Source organism: Castellaniella hirudinis (assembly GCF_042651965.1).
Lineage (GTDB): Bacteria > Pseudomonadota > Gammaproteobacteria > Burkholderiales > Burkholderiaceae_B > Castellaniella > Castellaniella hirudinis.
The window spans coordinates 294,540-312,833 of sequence record NZ_JBHSDY010000003.1; the positions used below are offsets into that span (position 1 = coordinate 294,540).

Genomic DNA, 18,294 nt, shown 5'->3' on the forward strand with positions numbered 1-18,294 from the left:
AACGAAGCGGGTCGATGCCCGCTCTCCGCTCCCCGGGCATCGGGGCGGCGGCTTTCATGGAGATGACAATGGCGACATTCACTCGGCGTTCTGTACTCAAGACCTTGGGCGCAGGTTCCCTGGCGGGCGCCGGCCTCGGGGTCGGGACCTCGGCCCGTGCGCAGAGCAAGGTGAAATGGCGGATGCAAGCCTTGTGGGATGGCGGCACCACGCCGCAGAAATTTGAAGAATTCTTCGTCAAGCGCGTCGCGGAGCTGAGCGGGGGGCAGTTCGAGATCGAACTGTTCTCGGCCGGCCAACTGGTGCCCGCCAACCAGGCATTTGATGCGGTGCGGGGCGGCGCCTTCCAGATGATGAAGACCTTCGACGGCTATGAGGCCGGCAAGATCCCCAGCTTCGCTTTCACCAGCACCATCCCGTTCGGCTTCACGGAATCCGACCAGTACGAAGCCTGGTTCTATGAACTGGGCGGCCTGGATCTGGCCCGCAAGGCCTATGCGCCGGCCGGCCTGTTCTATATCGCGCCGACTGTCTACGGTCCCGAGCCTATCCACTCGAAGGTGCCGATCAAGACCGTGGCGGATTTCAACGGCAAGAAAGGGCGGTTCGTGGGACTGGCTTCGGCCGTCATGGGCGCCCTGGGCGTGGCCGTGACGCCGCTGGCGACTGCGGATGTGTATTCGGCCCTGGACAAGGGCGTGATCGACATCGCGGACCGGGGCGATCTGACGGCCAATCAGGAAGCGGGTCTGGGTGAAGTGGCCAAATACATCATCCAGCCGGGGCCGCACCAGCCGACCACCGCGACCAGCTACGTCGCCAATCAGGCGGCCTACCAGGCTTTGCCCGAGATGCACAAGGCCGCCCTGGCTGCGGCAGCCCGCGAGGTGTCCAGCGCCTTGCGCCAGCACATTCTGGTGGCGGACGGCAAGGCGATCGACGCGTTCAAGGCGCAAGGGGTCGAAGTCAGTGCGCTGGATCCCGCGGATGTCGGCCAGGCCCGCAAGAAGGTGGTCGAGGTCTGGCACAAGGCCACCAAGGGTGACGCCCTGGCCACGCAGATTCTGGACAGCCAGATCGCGTTCATGGAAAAGCTGGGCCTGATCGCCTGATTCCTGCCTTTGCGTCGCCGGCCTGACTGTCATGGCCCTTGCCGGGCCATGACAGCCTGATTTTTCCTCATCCGGATTCCCACCATGCCCAGTGTCATCCGACTTTATGTTCGTGCCGTCACCGGCCTGAACAAGGTGCTGTTCATGCTGGCGGCCGCGCTGATGATCGTCATCGTGCCCGCCATGATGGCGGAAGTCATCAGCCGCTATGTCTTTCACTCGCCCACCGTCTGGGGGATGGAACTGGCCGTGCTGCTGTTCGGCCCCTATTTCCTGCTGGGCGGCCCCTATCTGCTGCATCTGGGGGGGCACGTCAACATGGACCTGTTCCGCAATCGCATGTCGCGGCGCGGCGGTCTCGCGGTCGACATCGCCAATCAGTTGATCATTCTCTTTTTCTGCGCGGTGATGCTGTATTACGCCACGCCGCTGGTGTTGCAGTCCATCGAATACCGGGAAACCACGTTCTCCGCCTGGAACCCTCCGCTCTGGCCCTACAAGATCGCCGTGCCGGCGGCCGTGCTGCTGCTGGGCCTGCAAAGCCTGGCGGAACTCGCACGCTTGTGCTTTGGCGACAAAAAGGATGATGCCGCATGAGCCCGAACCTGATTCTCGTCCTGATGTTCGGCGGCCTGACCTTGCTGATGGTCACCGGTCTGCCGATCGCCTTTGTGCTGGGCGGCTTGTCCCTGCTGCTGACGATCACGCTCTGGAACCCGGACTCCGTCATCATCCTGGTGCTGCAGGTGTTCGACACCATGCGCTCGGAGCCTTTGCTGGCGGTGCCCTTGTACATCCTGATGGCCGGCATTCTGCAGCGCTCCGGGGTCATCGAAGACCTGTACCGGGTCATGGGGCTCTGGTTCGGCCGCCTGCGCGGCGGGCTGGCCATCGGCACCGTCATCATCTGTGTCGTCATGGCGGCCATGACCGGCGTGGTGGGGGCGGCGGTGACGTCCATGGGCGTGCTGGCCATGCCCGAGATGCTGCGGCGCAAGTACGACCCTTCGCTGGTGGCGGGCACCATCTGCGCGGCCGGGACGCTGGGTGTGCTGATCCCGCCGTCCGTGCTGACGATCGTGTATGCCGTGACGGCCCAGGTCTCGATCGGCAAGATGCTGATTGCCGGCATCGTGCCGGGCCTGCTGCTGGCGCTGGCCTACATTCTGTACATCCTGTACGTGGCCTACTTCAAGCCCGGCAAGGTGCCGGTCGAATCGGTCAAGCCCGTGCCCATGCGGCTGAAGCTGCTCAGCCTGCAGGCCGTGGTCATTCCAGCGCTGCTCATCGTGATGGTGCTCGGGTCGATCTTCCTGGGGATCGCGACGCCGACCGAAGCCGCTGCCGTCGGGGTCGTCGGCGCCATTCTGGCCAGCTTCGCACGTCGCCGGTTCACGTTCCAGGGGCTGGCCGACGCCGGCATCCAGACGCTCAAGGTGACCTCGATGATCCTGTGGATCACGATCGGCGCCAAGGCCTACGTGGCGATCTTCACGGGGCTGGGCGGGGCGGACACGCTGATCGGCGCCATTCGCGACCTGGACGTGAGCCCGTATGTCGTGCTGGCCATCATGATGCTGATCCTGATTTTCCTGGGCACCTGCCTGGACGAGATCGGCATCATTTTGCTGACCGTGCCCGTTTTCCTGCCGATTGTGAAGGCGTTCGGTTTCGACGAAATCTGGTTCGGCGTCCTGTATGCCATCTCGATCCAGGTGGGCTACATCAGTCCGCCGTTCGGGTATTCGCTGTTCTATCTGAAGGCCACCCTGCCCAAAGGCATGGGCATGGCGGAAGTCTATCGCGGGGTCGTGCCCTTCATGGGGCTGCAGATACTCGTCCTGCTGATCTGCGCGGCCGTGCCGGGGATGGTGACCTGGCTGCCCCGGTTCGTCGGTTGATCTTTTTTCTTTGAGGTGATTGTCGTGACGCACAAAACTTCCCGCATTTCGGGTTTTCACAAGCTGGGTGTCCCCGAGCGTATCGACCAGACGCTGGCGTTTGCCGGACTGGAGGGCGGGGATCTGAAATCGCTGTTCCTGGATACCGGCAATCTGCCGGCGGACCTGGTCGATCAACTGATCGAGAATGCGGTCGGCACCATGAACATCCCGGTGGGTGTGGCCACCAATCTGCTGATCGACGGCAAGGACTATCTCGTGCCCATGGCGACCGAGGAGTCTTCCGTGGTGGCCGCCGTCTGCAACGCGGCGCGCCAGTGCTACGACGCGGGCGGCTTCATCACGTCGATGTCGGGAACGCGCATGATTGCGCAGGTCCAGTTGGTCGGAATCCCTGATCCGGGCAACGCCCGCCTGACCATCCTGGAGCACACCGAGGAGATCCGCGCCATTTGTGATGACTGCGACCCCGTGCTGGTGCGCCTGGGCGGCGGATTCCGCGATCTCGAGGTGCGTATCATCGATGCGCCGAGCGGCCCCATGGTGGTCACCCACCTGATCGTGGACACGCGCGATGCCATGGGCGCCAATGCCGTCAACACCATGGCCGAGAAACTGGCGCCGCATATCGAGACCTGGACCGGCGGGCGCGTCTATCTGCGGATCCTGTCCAATCTGGCGGACCATCGCCTGGCGAGGGCCCGCTGTGTCTGGAAACTGGACGCCATCGGCGGCGCGGCCGTGCGTGACGGCATGATCAAGGCCTATGAGTTCGCGCTGATGGATCCTTATCGCGCCGCCACCCACAACAAGGGCATCATGAACGGCGTGACGGCCGTCGTCATGGCGACCGGCAACGATACCCGCGCCATCGAGGCCGGGGCGCATGCCTATGCGGCGCGCAAGGGTTGGTACAGCAGCCTGACGCAATGGGAGGTCACCCGTGAAGGCGACCTGGCCGGCTCCCTGGAGATGCCCATGGCAGTCGGGCTCATCGGCGGGGCGACCAAGCTGCATCCCATGGCCCGGGCCTGCCTCCAGATCATGGATGTCCAGAACGCGGCACAGCTCTCGCGGGTCATCGCGGCGGTGGGGCTGGCGCAGAATTTCTCGGCGCTCAAGGCGCTGGCCACGGACGGCATCCAGAAAGGCCACATGTCGCTGCATTCCCAGAACATCGCCTTGATGGCGGGCGCGGAAGGCGAGGAAATTGCCAGAGTCGCCCAGCGCCTGGTCGAACTCGGCGTGGTGCGCATCGACGTGGCGGAAGCCGAGCTGCAGAAGCTGCGGGCAGGCCACTAAGGGGGCTCAGGCGAGCCGGGCCGGGGGAAGCGGGAGCCTTCCCCGACGGGCTCTATACTGGTGGAAGCCTTGCCGGAGCCCATGCGCCGGCGTTCCGACTCATCGTCCAGGAGCTTGATTCATCATGACCGCGACTTCCACCGTTTCCTACCCCGACACCCGGCTCTTGATCGACAACCAATGGGTCGATGCGGCCGATGGCCGGACACTGGACGTGCTCAACCCGGCGACCGGCCAGGTGATCGGCCGGGTGGCCCATGCCGGCATCCCCGATCTGGACCGCGCGCTGGCCGCCGCCCAGCGGGGCTTCGAAACCTGGCGCAACACCACGGCGTATGACCGCGCGGCCCTCATGCGCCGTGCGGCGGGCCTGCTGCGCGAACGCGCAGAGGACATCGCCCGCCTGATGACCCGGGAACAGGGCAAGCCGCTGGCCGAAGCGCGGATCGAGACCCTGGCGGGCGCCACGATCATCGAATGGTTCGCCGACGAGGGGCTGCGCGTCTACGGCCGCGTCGTCCCGCCGCGCAATCCCGCCGCGCTGCAACTGGCCCTCAAGGAACCTGTGGGGCCGGTGGCGGCCTTCACGCCCTGGAACTTCCCCATCAATCAGGTGGTGCGCAAGCTGGCCGCCGCGCTGGCGACCGGCTGCTCCTTCCTGTGCAAGGCGCCGGAAGAAACCCCGGCCTCGCCGGCTGCGCTGCTGCAGGTCTTTGTGGATGCCGGCCTGCCGCCGGGCGTGGTAGGCCTGGTGTACGGCAATCCGGCGGAAATCTCCGGCTACCTGATTCCGCATCCCGTCATCCGCAAAGTCACGTTCACCGGTTCCACGCCGGTCGGCAAGCAACTGGCCGCGCTGGCGGGCGCCCACATGAAGCGGGTGTCCATGGAACTGGGCGGCCATGCGCCGGTGATCGTGGCCGAGGACGCCGACGTCGAGCTGGCGATCAAGGTCTCTGCCTCCAGCAAGTTCCGCAATGCCGGGCAGGTCTGCATCTCGCCCACGCGCTTTCTGGTGCACAGCAGCCTGGTCAATGAATTCACCCGCGCGTTCGTGCGCCACGCCGAATCCCTGAAACTGGGCGACGGACTGGCCGAGGGCACCACCCTGGGGCCGCTGGCCAATGCGCGCCGCATCACCGCCATGACCAAAGTGGTCGAGGACGCCCGCCAGCGTGGCGCCGAGATCCTGACGGGCGGCGCCCGCGTCGGCGATGCGGGCAATTTCTTCGCGCCGACCATCATCGCCGGGCTCTCCACCGAGGCCGATCTGTTCAACAACGAACCCTTCGGTCCGGTGGCGGGCATCCGCGCCTTTGACCACCTGGACGAGGCCATCGCCGAGGCCAATCGCCTGCCCTACGGCCTGTCCGCCTACGCCTTCACCCGCTCGCTGCGCAATGTGCAGCAACTGATGGGCCGGGTCGAGGCCGGCATGTTGTGGGTCAACCAGCCGGCCACGCCTTCGGCCGAGCTGCCGTTCGGCGGGGTCAAGGATTCCGGCTACGGTTCCGAAGGCGGCCCCGAGGCGCTGGAAGCCTATCTGAACACCAAGACGGTGTCGGCTGTGGGGATCTGACGCACCGGGGGCAGGCGGCCCCGGACCTTCATACGCCGGTCACATTCGGTCCCTAGAATCCTTCTCGCTCGCTAATGAGCCTGACGAGAGAGAAGGATTTTCATGCAGACACAGACCCTGTCCCGCCTTTTCGCCGGCGCCGCCGTCCTGTGCGCCGCGCAGGCCTGGGCCGCCGACACCACGCTCACCGTCTACACGGCGCTGGAAGCCGATCAGTTGAAGGCCTACCAGCGGCAGTTCGAGGCGGATGTGCCCGGCATCCAGATCAAGTGGGTACGGGACTCCACCGGCATCATCACGGCCAAGCTGCTGGCGGAAAAGGCCGCGCCCCAGGCCGACGTGGTGCTGGGCGTGGCCGCTTCGTCCCTGCTGGCGCTGGACAAGGAAGGCATGCTCCAGCCCTATGCGCCGCAAGGCGTGGACAAGCTGGACAAGGCTTACGTCGATGACGCGAATCCGCCCGCCTGGGTGGGCATGGACGTGTGGGGCGCGACGGTCTGCTTCAACACGGTCGAGGCGGAAAAGCTGGGGCTGAAGAAGCCCGCGACCTGGCAGGACCTGACGCGGCCCGAATACCAGGGTCGGATCGTCATGCCCAACCCCGCCTCCAGCGGCACGGGCTACTTTGACGTCACGGCCTGGCTGACGCTGTTCGGCGAGCAGGGCGGCTGGGACTACATGGATGCCTTGCATCGCAACATCGCCCAGTACACGCATTCCGGCTCCAAGCCCTGCAAGCAAGCGGCCACCGGCGAATTCCCCATCGGCATTTCCTTTGAGTACCGCGCCGCCAAGAGCAAGGCGGAAGGCGCGCCGATCGACCTGGTGTTCCCCGGCGAAGGCCTGGGCTGGGACGTGGAGGCCACAGCCATCATGAAGGGCACGAAGCACCTGGATGCGGCGCGCAAGCTGGCCGACTGGGCGGCTTCGCGCGGCGCGAACGAGCTGTACGCGAAGAACTTCGCGGTCGTCGCCTATCCGGGCGTGGCCAAGCCCGATCCGCACATCCCGGCGGATTACGAGTCGCGGCTGGTCAAGCAGGATCTGCGCTGGTCGGCGGCCAACCGCGAGACCATCCTGGCCGAGTGGACGAAGCGCTACGACGGCAAGTCCGAACCGAAGCCCAAGCAGTGAGCGAGGCCATGGGAGCCCTGTGTGCCGACGCATCCCGGGAGCCGGCCCTGGCCGTGGTCGGTCTGCACAAGCGCTATGGCGAGTTCACGGCCTTGTCGGCGGTGGACCTGACGGTGGCGCCGGGCGAGTTCGTCTGCCTGCTGGGGCCTTCGGGGTGCGGCAAGACGACCTTGCTGCGCCTGATCGCGGGACTCGAGGCGGTCAGCGGCGGGCGCATCCTGATGCGCGGGCGCGACGTGACGCGGCTGCCGCCCATGCGGCGCGACTACGGCATCGTGTTCCAGAGCTACGCGCTGTTTCCCAATCTGTCCGTGGCCGAGAACATCGCCTATGGATTGAGCGGCCGGCGCGAGCATCGGGCGCGGCGGGTCGCGGAGCTGCTGGCGCTGGTCGGCCTGGACGGGGCCGAGCGCAAATTCCCGGCCCAGTTGTCCGGCGGCCAGCAGCAGCGCGTGGCCTTGGCCCGCGCCCTGGCGACCAATCCGGGCCTGCTGCTGCTCGACGAGCCGCTGTCGGCCCTGGACGCCCGGGTGCGCGAGCACCTGCGCCGCGAGATCAAGGATCTGCAGGCGCGTCTGGGGGTGACGACGGTCATGGTGACCCATGACCAGGAAGAGGCGCTTGCCATGGCGGACCGGGTGGTGGTGATGAGCCGGGGCCGGGTCGAGCAGATCGGCACGCCCGGCGAGATCTACGGCCAGCCTCGTACCGCCTTTGTCGCGGACTTCATCGGCCGGGCCAACTGGTTCGAGGCGACGGTGCGCCGCCACGGCGAGATCGCGGTGGATCGCGTCACGCTGTCCGTGGCGCAGGCGCTGCCCGAGCCGGGCAGCACGGGGCGGGTGTTTCTGCGGCCCGAGGACGTGCGCCTGCATCCGGTCTGGCTCGGCGGGCCCAACACCGCCCTGGCCCGGCCGGGCAAGATCGAGCACCTGGGCGGATTCTGCCGCGTCAGCCTGACGGTGCCGTTGTGGGGCGACCTGCCGCTGCTGGCCGATGTCTCCCAGGATGAGCTGGCGCGGCTGCGGCTCGTGCCGGGTCAACTCGTGCCCGTGACCCTGCCGGCGGACCGGCTGCGCATGTTTGCGGCGGAGGCGGCGTGAACGGCGTACGGGCCTTGCGCTGGGTCACGGGCGGCGGGCGCAGCGCCGGCGCGTCCGCCGCCTTGCCGCAGGACGCCGCGCAGCGCCTGGCGGGGGGATTGGCCTGGGGCGTCGTCGCGCTGCTGCTGGTGTTCCTGGGACTGCCCCTGGCGGCCATCCTGGGCCAGGCGCTGGCCGGTCCCGATGGGGGCTATGCCGGCCTGGCGCATTTCACTGCGATCACCTCGGCGCCCGGTTTCCTGACCCTGGTGGGCAATAGCGTTGCGGCCGCGGCGGCGACGACGGCCATCACCGTCCCGCTTGCCTTCGGCTTCGCCGCATCGCTGACCCGCACCCGGATGCCCGGCAAGCCGCTGTTCCGGCTCCTGGCGTTGATCCCCCTGCTGGCGCCCTCCCTGCTGCCGGGGATTTCGCTGGTGTATCTGTTCGGCAACCAGGGTGTGCTCAAGGGCTGGTTCCCGGGGGGCGGCATCTATGGTCTGCCCGGCATTGTCATGGGCGAGGTGTTCTACACCTTTCCGCATGCGCTGATGATTCTGCTCACCGCCCTGTCTCTGGCCGATGGGCGCCTCTACGAAGCCGCCGACGCCCTGGGCGCGGGGCCGCTGCGGCGCTGGTTCACGGTGACCCTGCCTTCGGTGCGCCATGGCCTGGTGTCCTCAGCCCTGGTCGTGTTCACGCTGACGATCACCGATTTCGGGGTGCCCAAGGTGATCGGCGGCCAGTATGCCGTGCTGGCGGTGGAGGCCTACAAGCAGGTGGTGGGCCAGCAGAATTTCGCCCGGGGTGCGGTGATCGGCCTGCTTCTGCTGCTGCCGGCCGTGTTCAGCTTCGCCGTCGATCACCGCTTGCAGCGGCGGCAGCAGGCGTTGCTGACGGCCCGGGCTCGCCCGCTGCAGCCTTCGGGGTCGCGCTGGGCCGGCGGCGCCGGCCTGCTGTGCTGCTCGCTGGTCGGGGCCGGCCTGGTGCTGATCCTGGGCATGGCGGTGGCCGCCGCCTTCATCCGGCTGTGGCCCTATCGGCTGGATCCGACGTTCGCCCATTTCAATTTCGACGACATGGACGGCGGCGGCTGGCTGGCCTGGTGGAACAGCCTGCGGCTGGCCGTGCTGACCATGACGGCGGGGACGGTGCTGGTGTTTCTGGGCGCGTGGCTGCAGGAAAAACTGGCTGGGGCCGGGGCGGTGCGGACATTGATCCGGCTGCTGGCCATGCTGCCCATGGCGGTGCCCGGGCTGGTGCTGGGCCTGGGCTACGTGTTCTTTTTCAACGGCAACCGCTGGCTGCCGCTGTACGGCACGATGGTCCTGCTGGCGTTGTGCACGGTCGTGCATTACTACACCACGGCGCACCTGACCGCGACCACGGCGCTGCGGCAGATGGATCGGGAGTTCGAGGCCGTGGCCGCGTCGTTGAAAGTGCCGTTCTGGACCACGCTGCGGCGCGTCACCGTACCCGTATGCCTGCCGGCGATCCTGGAGATCGCCCGCTTCCTGTTCGTGTCCGCCATGACCACCGTGTCCGCCGTGATCTTTCTCTATACCCCGGACACGGTCCTGGCCTCGGTGGCCGTGCTCAACATGGACGATGCCGGCGACACGGCGGCGGCCGCCGCGATGGCGACGCTGATCGTGGCGACCTCGGCGTTCGTCTGCCTGCTGTTCGCCCTGCTGTCGCGCTGGCTGGCGCATCGCACCCAGCGCTGGCGGCACGCCTGACCCTATCTTCTGACGGAGCATTCCTTTCATGAGAGAACCTATTCTGCTGACCCCCGGCCCGCTGACCACCAGCCTGGCCACCAAGACCGCCATGCTGAACGACTGGGGATCCTGGGACGGCGCCTTCAACGCCCTGACCGCCCGGGTCTGCCTGCAGTTGCTGCGGATCGCCGGCGCCGAGGACAGCCACGTCTGCGTGCCCCTGCAGGGCTCGGGCACGTTCGCGGTCGAGGCGGCGGTGGGCTCCCTGGTGCCGCGCGGCGGCAAGCTGCTGGTGCTGGTCAACGGCGCCTACGGCAAGCGCATGGCGCGGATCGCGGGCGCCATCGGCCGCCGCGTGGCCGTGCTGGAGACCCCCGACGGCGTCGCACCCGATCCCGCCGCTGTCGAATCCCTGCTGCGCGCCGATCCCGGCATCACTCATGTCGGCGTGATCCAGTGCGAAACCAGCACCGGCATCCTCAATCCGGTGGCCGAAATCGCCGCAGTCACGGCCCGCGCCGGCCGGCGCCTGATCGTGGATGCGATGAGCGCCTTCGGCGCCTTGCCGCTGGATGCGGGCGCGGCGCCCTATGACGCGCTGATCGCCTCCAGCAACAAATGCCTGGAAGGCGTACCCGGCATGGGCTTCGTCATCGTCCGGGCCGAGGCCCTGGAAGAGGCCGAGGGCAATTGCCACTCCCTGGCGCTGGACCTGCTCGACCAGTACCGGTACCTGCGGGCGACCGGCCAATGGCGCTTTACGCCGCCGACCCATGTGGTCGCCGCCTTCGGCGCTGCGCTGGAGCAATATTTCGCCGAGGGCGGCCAGCCCGCCCGGCTGGCCCGTTACGAGGCCAACTGCCGCCTGCTGTGCGAAGGGCTGGAGGGCCTGGGACTGCGCCGTTTTTTGCCGGCTGAACGCCAGGCGCCCATCATCGTGACCTGGCATGCGCCCGAGCATCCGGACTATGATTTTCATCGGTTCTATGACGCCGTGCGATCCCGGGGCTTTATCCTGTACCCGGGCAAGCTGACCCAGGTGGAGACGTTCCGGGTCGGCTGCATCGGCGCGATCGATCAGGCCGAAATCGGGCAGGCGGTCGATGCCGTCCGGGCCGCGCTGGACGAACTGGTCTGGCTGGAAGAACCTGTCTATCAATGATGACCGCGAGACTTGCCATGAATGATTCTGCTTCGACCCGCCGGCCCGGCGGCGCCCTCGATACCGTGATTTTCGACTGGGCCGGCACCATCGTCGATTTCGGCTCCTTCGCCCCGACCCAGGTCCTGGTCGACGCCTTCGCCGAGGCGGGCGTGGCGATCACCCTGGACGAGGCGCGCGGCCCCATGGGGCTGGCCAAATGGGATCACATCCAGGCCCTGGGCCGGGTGCCGGCGGTCGCCGCGCGCTGGCGCGAGCGCCATGGGCGCGACATGAGCCGCGAGGACGTGGACGCGGTGTACCAGACTTTCATGCCGCTGCAGGTGGCGCGCGTCGGCCGCTATTCGGCCCTGATCCCGGGGGCGATGCAGGCCGTGGCAACCTTGCGCAGACGCGGCATCCGCATCGGCTCGTGCTCCGGCTATCCGCGTGTGGTGATGGATGCGCTGGTGCCGATGGCCGCGCAGGCCGGCTATGCGCCGGATTGCGTGATCGCCTCGGACGACCTGAAGGCCGGCGGCCGGCCCGGTCCCTGGATGGCCTTGGCCAATATGCTCGAACTGGGCAGCCGCGACGTGGCCGCCTGCGTCAAGGTGGACGACACGGTGCCGGGCATCGCCGAGGGCCTGGCCGCCGGCATGTGGACGGTGGGCCTGTCGGCCTCCGGCAACGAGGTCGGCCTGAGCTGGGAGGAATGGTCCGCGCTGACGCCGGACGAGCGGGACGCCTGCTGCCGCCCGGCCGAGGAAAAATTGCGCGAGGCCGGCGCGCATGAGGTGATCCGCACCGTGGCCGACCTGCCGGCCGCGCTTGAGCGCATCGAAGTGCGGCGAGGCTGCGGCGAACGGCCTTGAACCGGGCTGGGGGCGCGGAAACGAAAACCCCGTCCGGCGGGACGGGGCTTCATGGGGCGGGACGCCGTCAAGGCCTCAGGCGTAAGACACCAGCCCCTTGATCTTTTCCTGGTCATAGCCCGACCAGGTTTCGCGGTCGGTCTCGACCACGGGCGCGCTGCGGTGGCCCAGGCCGATCAGGCGTTCGAGCTGGTCCTGGCTTTGGGTCAGATCCACGGTCTGGTATTCGATCCCCAGGATGTCCATGTCGCGCTTGGTGAGGTCGCATTGCGGGCAGTTGGGCTTCGAATAGACGGTGATGGACATATCAGATCCTTTTTGTTGATTGGGGTTCGATCGGGGGCTGGCGGAGGGCGTGGATTCAGAAATCCACGTCGAACACTTCGTTTTCGTCGTCGCGCTTCATCACGCCGACCTTGTACTGGGCCGTGTCTTCTTCCTGGTTGGAGGCCTGGACCTTGCTCATGTTCAGCCAGCTTTCCATGTATTTCAGGGGATTCTCGGTGATGATCGGGAAGTTGACGTCGTCCTGGACGCTGAAGAACCGGGCCACGTCGGTGGCGCTGTAATGGACCCAGTCCTTCATCATCTGGCAGGTCACGCCGGTCAGCTCGCGGCCTTCGGAGAAGGCGTAGTCGGTCCATTCGACCTCGCTGGCGGTGACTTCATTCAGGATTTCGGTGATCTTGCCGCGGCATTGTTCAAAGGCGGTACGGCCGCGCTCGGTCTTGAACATCGCGCGCAGGACTTCCTTGCCGTACTGGACGTGGACTTCGAATTCGTCCTGGGCGATCTTCTGGACCGCCTTGCCGATGGGCTGGAACAGGCCCGTGCCGTCGCAGATGCCGAAGGTCACGGCGAACGAGGCCAGGAACTGGATGCGTTCCATGCACAGGAGCGCGACGATGAACAGGTAGATGGCGTTGTAGGTTTCCTGGTCGTTCTCGCGCTGGCCGCGGGCGTAGTCATAGCTGACTTCGAAAGCCTGGTTGAAGACTGCGCTGACCACGTGCAGGCGGCTCATGGCCTCCTTGACCGACAGGATCTCGTTGAGGATGTCGTCCGGGTTGTCGAAGCTGTTGCGGACGATTTCGGAATAGGTGGCGGCGTGGACGATCTCGTTCTTGGTGATTTCCACCCAGCCGGACCAGGCTTCGCTGCTGGTGCAGACCGGGGCCAGCACGGCGGCGATGGAGCGCGAGGCGACGCTGTCGGCCTCCCATTGCCAGGCCAGGGTCTTGACCATCATGTCGTAGGTGTGACGGTCGCAGGTCTTGAACTGCACATTGCAGGTCGAATAGTCGAACTCGTTCTCGTCCCAGTCCTGGTTCTTCAGCGTCTTGTAGAGCTTCCAGATTTCGGGATAGAACTTGTTGATCGTGTCGAACAGGCCCAGGTCCTGGCCCAGGATGATTTCCGGGAAGGTGTAGTCGGACTTTTCGGTGTTGAAGATCTTGGTGGGCAGGGCTTGAGTCATTTTCGGTTCGTGCCGTAGGCGGTCGAAGACCCCGGAACGGGGTCCGGGGCCGGGAGATGCGTGTCGATAGGGCGGCCAGCACGCCCGGATGGGCGGGCTTGAGGCCGGCTTGAAGCGGGCCCCCGGAGGGGCCTTGTCACCTTACATCGTGCAGCTTTCGCAGACGACCTTGTCCTCGATGTGGTCATGGATGCTGCCGGCGTTGTCCAGCGTCTTGTCCGATGCCACGTTCGAGTTGTAGTAGTAGCGGGTCTTCATGCCGTACTTCACCATGGCGAAGTAGTGGGTCAGCAGTTCCCGGCTGGAGACCTTGTCGTCGTCCTTGATGCGGCGCCACAGGTCGGCCGAGATCCCCTGGTCGGTGAACTTCTGGAACACCGCGTAGGCCTTGATCATGTCGACTTCGGAAATGTCCCAGGCCGACTGGTAGAAGTAGGCCGGATTGTCGCTGTCGGGCGCGGCCCAGCGGATCGTGACCGAGCCGTCGGTCTTGTTCAGCGTGATGTCGCGCACGGGGTAGAGCGAATTGGGCTTGCCCAGCGCCTTGGAGGACGATTCGCCCGGCATGTACGCCACCAGGCAGGAATGGCCGATCCCGCCGTTCTGCATGATCTCGGTGCGCAGGGCTTCCCAGTCGTAGCAGTTCTGGAAGTCGCCCAGTTCGTCGACGTTGCGGTTGTAGGTGTCGATCGGCAGCCAGCCGTCAGGCCAGCGGGTCTTGTGCATCCAGGGCGCGACGCCGCGTTCCTTGCTGATGCGCAGCGAGGCCCGGATGGCGTGGTACATGTGGCGCTCGGCGATGCGGTGCAGTTCTTCGCGGCCCTCGGCGGTGTCGTAGCGCAGGCCTTTGCGCGCCATGTGGGTGGCCACGCCCATCAGGCCCACGCCGGCGTTCATGCGCGCCTTGGCGGTCACGGCCACGTGGGGCAGCACGTAGTGCGAGTTGAGGATGCAGTAATCGATCATCTTCAACGTCAGGTACATCGCCTCCTGGTAGGTCTCGTCATCGGCCTCGCCGATGGCGTCATAGGCGATGGCCCCCAGAGAGCACAGGGCGATTTCGGGTTCTTCGTGAACCTCGACCACGCGGGCGACCCGGCCGCCCTTGCCCGGCTCGTCGGACAGGATGTCGTCGCCCGCCTTCAGTTCGCCGGCGAAGATGACGCGCGGCAAGGTGGAGTCGGCGACCGCGACGGTCAGCGCGGCGTTGAAATTGAAGGTCTGCGTCGCGCCGTCGGCCAGTTCGACCGTGATCAGGCCCACTTCCTGGTTGGAATACAGATCCTGCATGTCCTGATAGGGACGGTTGGGCTCGCTGATTTCCAGGCACAGATTGCTGGAGTGGATGGGTTCCTTGAAGGGCGTGTGGCGGTTCATCTCGTCGATGTTGGCCAGGTAGGCCACCCCGGTTTCCAGCGCCTCGTTCAGCGAGGTCAGGATCAGGTCGCGCGGCTTGAAGGTTTCTTTCTTGAAGGACGGATCGCGTTCCAGGCGCTCGTATTCGCGCTTGAAGGCGGCCGAGTCGGGGCCGAAGAACAGCCGGGTCAGCTCGGGGGCGGTGCGCACGTTGAACGAGAAGGCTTCCTCGTTGCGGGCGGCCTTTTCGGCGAACAGCTTGTTGGTGACCAGCGCGTAGTGCAGGTCGCGGTTCTTGCGGTCTTCGGTGCTGCGCGGGTTGCGCAGGTAGGCGATGACCTCGGCTTCGGGGTCGAAGCCGGAATAGTAGGTGGTGCAGGCGCCGCCGCGTCCGGCCTGCATATTGGCGTGGACGGCTTTGCCCAGGGAGGCCAGGTAGGGCAGCTTGCCCTGGTGCTGGATCAGGCCGCCGCGCACCGGATCTCCTTTGCTGCGGGTGATCAGGTGGCTGCCGATGCCGGCCGAAGCGGCCGTCATGCGGTAGGCGATGTGGTCGCCGATGGCCAGGGACGCTTCGTTGTCATCCACCACGTACAGGCAGCACGAGGCGAAGCCGCGCAGCTTGGTGCCCAGGTTCACGTAGTTGGGCGTGGGCGCCGAGATCCGCTTGGCGGAGAATTCGGTGTAGAAGCGGCGCACCAGGTCGATCCGGCGCTCGGCAGGTTCGTTTTCCGACAGGGCCATGGCCATGCGCATGTAGACGAACTGCTGGGTTTCGTATTCCTGGCGGGTGACGCGGTTCTGCAGGCTGTACTTTTTGCGGATGTAGTGCAGCGAGAAGTGCGGCGTGTCGTAGTCCTGCTCGTGGTTGATGAAGGACTCGATCTGCTCGTATTCGGCGTCGGAGTAGTGCATGCGCACCATCACCCCGTCGGCGATCATGTGCTCGTGCAACGCCTTGACGGTCGGGATGCCGGCGCCGTGGATGATCTTGTGCAGATGGGACGCGTACAGCCGGCCGGCCATCAGGTAGTAGGACCAGGTGTCCTTGTCCAGGCAGTTCTGGATCAGTTTTTCCTGCAGATCGGCGGTCGAAACCGTCTCGGGCATGGTGCTGACGGCCTGCAGGACGATGCTGCTCCAGTCGACCTTCTGGCCCAGATTGGCGGCGGCCCAGCGTCCCCAGCCGTTGAGCTTGCTGGGGATATAGGGTTCGATGCGTCCGTCGCGCTTGACGATGTTCTTGATCACAGCGGGCTGTCCTTGGGGAGTGGCTTTGTTTTCTACATGTAGTGCAGCTTCAAATCATAAACACAATATATGGTGTGATCAAGCGCGGTTTCAAATTTCCTCACTGTAACGTTTTGAGGGTTTCAGAGGCCCCCGCGACGTGATACCCTGGACCGCTTTAGAGGCGTTGCGGCGTGTTTTCCGCGCCGCGCAATCCCTGGATCTCACCGCCTGGGCCCGTCCCGTACGGCTCGCCCGGGCACCCCGTGCGTCATCCCATGAATCGAATCGTCCGGTTGCTGGCTGCGTCGGCCTTGCTGGGCGCCGCCGGTCCCGTACCGGCCCAGGCCTGGCAGCCGGCCGATCCGGCGCTCATCGATCTGGCCCCCCAACGCTACGCCGTCCCTGACGTGCCCCGCGACATCGCGTCCGACGTGCCGCCGGACGCGGGCGTCGGCGCATCTGATCCGGACCCGTCCCCGGGCATGCGCTACGACCTGCTGCTCCTCGACGGCTCCGCCATGGTGGGCTACGGATACCGGCCGGACGGGACCCGCTTGCGCTGGTTCGGCGGACCGGCCGATGCGGTAGCCGGGCCGGGCGGTCTCGGCCCCCTGGCCTCCGGCGGCCTGGATACCTGGTCCCTGGGGGCGCACAACTGGCGTTACCGCAGTTCCGCCGGATATCGCGTGACGCTGGGCAATACGGGGTCGGGCGCACCGGACTGGGGACGGTCCGTGCGTCTGGCAGGGGTGGGCGTGTCCCGGTCCGTGCCCTCCGGGCGTCTGCAGGCTGGTTCCTGGGACTATGCCGTGGCGGCCGGCGCCCTGGACGGCACGGCCGGCCGCGCCGCCGCGGCGGGTGATCTGGCCTATGGCCCGATGGGGGTCGATGCCGCCACGCGCTATGCGCTGGATCGCGACCTGACCCTGGGGTCGCGGCTGCAAAGCGCACAGGATATGACGGCGCTGGGCCTGGGCGGCGAATACGCCATGGGCGGGGCGGGCGCCTGGCAGTTCGGGGCCTCCCGGTCACGTCAGGCGCTGGCCGAGGGCTGGCGCCGCCATCTGGGTTATACCCTGGGCCTGGTGCCGGGCCTGGATCTGTCCTGGGTGAACGCGCGCCAGGGGCCGGGCTACGCCGATCTGGCCACGTACGGTGGCGACGCCGGCTGCGACTGCGTCAGCAACCAATGGCAGATCGATTGGGCGGCAGGCCGCTGGGGTTCGATCAGCGGCTCGTTCGAGCGGCGGGTGGACGCCGGAGGCGGGCTGGACGAACGGGTCGGCCTGACCCACGGTTTCCGTTACGGCCCCTATCTGCGGGTGCGCCTGGAGACGAACCGCAACCTGAGCTCCGGGGACTATGGCCTGGGGGCGCGCTTTTCCTTGCCGCTGGATTAGCCGCACGGGGGCGCCGGCCTCAGGGCTCCGCCCTGCGGGGCGAAAAATACGCCTGCAGGTGTTCGATACAGGCTTTGACCTTGGCGGAGTTATCCAGCCGCTGCGGGTAGACCGCCCAGATGCCGGCGTTCTGCCGATAGCTCGGCAGGATGTGGACAAGCGCGCCCGTCTCCAGATGCTTGCGGGCATCCCAGAGCGAACGCAGGACGATGCCGTGGCCCGCCAGCGCCCAAGCCAGGGCGATCTCTCCATGATTGGTGATCAGGGAGCCGCTGACCTTGACGTTGGTGATGACGTCCTTGCGCGACAGCGCCCAGAGGCCCACCGGGTGGTCGCGTTCACGCACGATCAGGCAATTGTGGCGCGTGATATCCAGCAGTTTCCGGGGCCGGCCGTGCCGTTCCAGGTAGGACGGCGCGGCACACAGAATGCGATGGTTGTGCGCCAGAGGGCGGGCGATGTAGTTCGGATCAATCATGTCCCCGATGCGGATGTCCAGGTCGTACTGCTCCTTGGCCATGTCGACCAACTGGTCGAGGATGTCGAGCTTGACTTGGATGGCAGGGTGGCGCAGGGAAAAATCGGCCAGGGCGGGAGCCACGACCTGGCGGCCGAAACCCATGCTGGTCGAGACTCGCAGCACGCCTCGGGGTTCGCTCTTGAACTGGGCGATCCGGTCGTGCAGTTGTTCCACGTCTTCCAGGATCCGCAAGGCCATGGCATGGGCCTGTTCGCCCTGTTCGGTGAGCGCCACCTGGCGGGTGGTGCGGTGGAACAGCAAGGTGTCCAGCTCGGATTCCAGCAGCTTGATGTGCTTCGTGATGTAGGCGGGGGAACTGCCCAGCATCCGCGCCGCCTGGGAAAAATTCTGCGATCGGGCGGCTTCACAGAACACCCGCAGCGCGTCGATGGTCAGGTTTTCTTTCATGGTACATAAAAACTGTTTTAACGAAATGGGAATTGTAGGACGGAAATCTTCTT

15 protein-coding genes are annotated in these 18,294 nt (G+C 66.2%); 11 read left to right on the plus strand and 4 right to left on the minus strand.

The genetic code is table 11. The features are described from left to right. Nucleotides 1-68 precede the first annotated feature (68 nt). From dctP to phnX, 10 genes are all read left to right on the plus strand, one after another. On the plus strand, nucleotides 69-1,112 hold the full coding sequence (gene dctP, locus ACFO0J_RS06540; protein WP_376812245.1) for a TRAP transporter substrate-binding protein DctP: 1,044 nt from the start codon (nucleotides 69-71) through the stop codon (nucleotides 1,110-1,112). A gap of 84 nt (nucleotides 1,113-1,196) precedes the next feature. Next, on the plus strand, nucleotides 1,197-1,709 hold the full coding sequence (locus tag ACFO0J_RS06545) for a TRAP transporter small permease subunit (RefSeq protein ID WP_376812246.1): 513 nt from the start codon (nucleotides 1,197-1,199) through the stop codon (nucleotides 1,707-1,709). Beyond that, complete coding sequence (locus ACFO0J_RS06550) at nucleotides 1,706-3,013, plus strand: TRAP transporter large permease (protein WP_376812247.1); 1,308 nt, start codon at nucleotides 1,706-1,708, stop codon at nucleotides 3,011-3,013. The genes ACFO0J_RS06545 and ACFO0J_RS06550 overlap by 4 nt, the downstream gene beginning before the upstream one ends. 24 nt (nucleotides 3,014-3,037) lie before the next feature. Beyond that, nucleotides 3,038-4,315, plus strand: coding sequence for a hydroxymethylglutaryl-CoA reductase, degradative (locus ACFO0J_RS06555; protein WP_376812248.1), 1,278 nt, complete (start codon nucleotides 3,038-3,040; stop codon nucleotides 4,313-4,315). A gap of 124 nt (nucleotides 4,316-4,439) precedes the next feature. Then, on the plus strand, nucleotides 4,440-5,894 hold the full coding sequence (locus tag ACFO0J_RS06560) for an NAD-dependent succinate-semialdehyde dehydrogenase (RefSeq protein WP_376812249.1): 1,455 nt from the start codon (nucleotides 4,440-4,442) through the stop codon (nucleotides 5,892-5,894). 102 nt (nucleotides 5,895-5,996) lie between these two features. Further along, entirely contained in the window at nucleotides 5,997-7,028 is a 1,032-nt protein-coding gene (locus tag ACFO0J_RS06565; protein ID WP_376812250.1) for a putative 2-aminoethylphosphonate ABC transporter substrate-binding protein, read from the plus strand. A gap of 8 nt (nucleotides 7,029-7,036) precedes the next feature. Further along, nucleotides 7,037-8,131 (plus strand): putative 2-aminoethylphosphonate ABC transporter ATP-binding protein, encoded by a 1,095-nt coding sequence (locus ACFO0J_RS06570; RefSeq protein ID WP_376812251.1) that lies wholly within the window; start codon nucleotides 7,037-7,039, stop codon nucleotides 8,129-8,131. Continuing rightward, a complete protein-coding gene (locus tag ACFO0J_RS06575; protein WP_376812252.1) occupies nucleotides 8,128-9,849 on the plus strand; it encodes a putative 2-aminoethylphosphonate ABC transporter permease subunit in 1,722 nt (573 codons plus the stop codon). The genes ACFO0J_RS06570 and ACFO0J_RS06575 overlap by 4 nt, the downstream gene beginning before the upstream one ends. 28 nt (nucleotides 9,850-9,877) lie before the next feature. After that, the gene (locus tag ACFO0J_RS06580; protein WP_376812253.1) at nucleotides 9,878-10,993 is read left to right on the plus strand and encodes a 2-aminoethylphosphonate--pyruvate transaminase; all 1,116 of its coding nucleotides are present in this window, start codon (nucleotides 9,878-9,880) and stop codon (nucleotides 10,991-10,993) included. A 17-nt stretch (nucleotides 10,994-11,010) separates the two neighbouring features. Continuing rightward, complete coding sequence (gene phnX, locus ACFO0J_RS06585; RefSeq protein WP_376812254.1) at nucleotides 11,011-11,847, plus strand: phosphonoacetaldehyde hydrolase; 837 nt, start codon at nucleotides 11,011-11,013, stop codon at nucleotides 11,845-11,847. Nucleotides 11,848-11,922: 75 nt separating this feature from the next. Here the strand turns inward: phnX and ACFO0J_RS06590 are convergent, their stop codons facing one another. From ACFO0J_RS06590 to ACFO0J_RS06600, 3 genes are all read right to left on the minus strand, one after another. Further along, nucleotides 11,923-12,153, minus strand: a complete 231-nt coding sequence (locus tag ACFO0J_RS06590) for a glutaredoxin family protein (RefSeq protein ID WP_376812255.1) — start codon at nucleotides 12,151-12,153, stop codon at nucleotides 11,923-11,925. 55 nt (nucleotides 12,154-12,208) lie between these two features. Continuing rightward, entirely contained in the window at nucleotides 12,209-13,324 is a 1,116-nt protein-coding gene (locus ACFO0J_RS06595) for a ribonucleotide-diphosphate reductase subunit beta (protein WP_376812256.1), read from the minus strand. Between the two features lie 141 nt (nucleotides 13,325-13,465). Continuing rightward, on the minus strand, nucleotides 13,466-15,931 hold the full coding sequence (locus tag ACFO0J_RS06600; RefSeq protein WP_376812257.1) for a ribonucleoside-diphosphate reductase subunit alpha: 2,466 nt from the start codon (nucleotides 15,929-15,931) through the stop codon (nucleotides 13,466-13,468). A 257-nt stretch (nucleotides 15,932-16,188) separates the two neighbouring features. Between ACFO0J_RS06600 and ACFO0J_RS06605 the strand changes: the two genes are divergently transcribed. Then, nucleotides 16,189-17,313 carry a fimbria/pilus outer membrane usher protein gene (locus ACFO0J_RS06605; RefSeq protein ID WP_376812258.1) on the plus strand — a complete coding sequence of 375 codons (1,125 nt, stop codon included), beginning with the start codon at nucleotides 16,189-16,191 and terminating at the stop codon, nucleotides 17,311-17,313. Between the two features lie 19 nt (nucleotides 17,314-17,332). On the opposite strand, the gene ACFO0J_RS06610 is transcribed toward ACFO0J_RS06605, so the two are convergent. Next, nucleotides 17,333-18,241, minus strand: a complete 909-nt coding sequence (locus tag ACFO0J_RS06610) for a LysR substrate-binding domain-containing protein (RefSeq protein WP_376812259.1) — start codon at nucleotides 18,239-18,241, stop codon at nucleotides 17,333-17,335. Nucleotides 18,242-18,294 lie beyond the last annotated feature (53 nt).

Coding starts and splice junctions, on each gene's coding strand:
- dctP (WP_376812245.1), top strand. CDS start 69: ATGGCGACATTCACTCGGCGTTCTGTACTCAAGACCTTGGGCGCAGGT.
- ACFO0J_RS06545 (WP_376812246.1), top strand. CDS start 1,197: ATGCCCAGTGTCATCCGACTTTATGTTCGTGCCGTCACCGGCCTGAAC.
- ACFO0J_RS06550 (WP_376812247.1), top strand. CDS start 1,706: ATGAGCCCGAACCTGATTCTCGTCCTGATGTTCGGCGGCCTGACCTTG.
- ACFO0J_RS06560 (WP_376812249.1), top strand. CDS start 4,440: ATGACCGCGACTTCCACCGTTTCCTACCCCGACACCCGGCTCTTGATC.
- ACFO0J_RS06565 (WP_376812250.1), top strand. CDS start 5,997: ATGCAGACACAGACCCTGTCCCGCCTTTTCGCCGGCGCCGCCGTCCTG.
- ACFO0J_RS06570 (WP_376812251.1), top strand. CDS start 7,037: ATGGGAGCCCTGTGTGCCGACGCATCCCGGGAGCCGGCCCTGGCCGTG.
- ACFO0J_RS06580 (WP_376812253.1), top strand. CDS start 9,878: ATGAGAGAACCTATTCTGCTGACCCCCGGCCCGCTGACCACCAGCCTG.
- phnX (WP_376812254.1), top strand. CDS start 11,011: ATGAATGATTCTGCTTCGACCCGCCGGCCCGGCGGCGCCCTCGATACC.
- ACFO0J_RS06590 (WP_376812255.1), bottom strand. CDS start 12,153: ATGTCCATCACCGTCTATTCGAAGCCCAACTGCCCGCAATGCGACCTC.
- ACFO0J_RS06595 (WP_376812256.1), bottom strand. CDS start 13,324: ATGACTCAAGCCCTGCCCACCAAGATCTTCAACACCGAAAAGTCCGAC.
- ACFO0J_RS06605 (WP_376812258.1), top strand. CDS start 16,189: ATGAATCGAATCGTCCGGTTGCTGGCTGCGTCGGCCTTGCTGGGCGCC.
- ACFO0J_RS06610 (WP_376812259.1), bottom strand. CDS start 18,241: ATGAAAGAAAACCTGACCATCGACGCGCTGCGGGTGTTCTGTGAAGCC.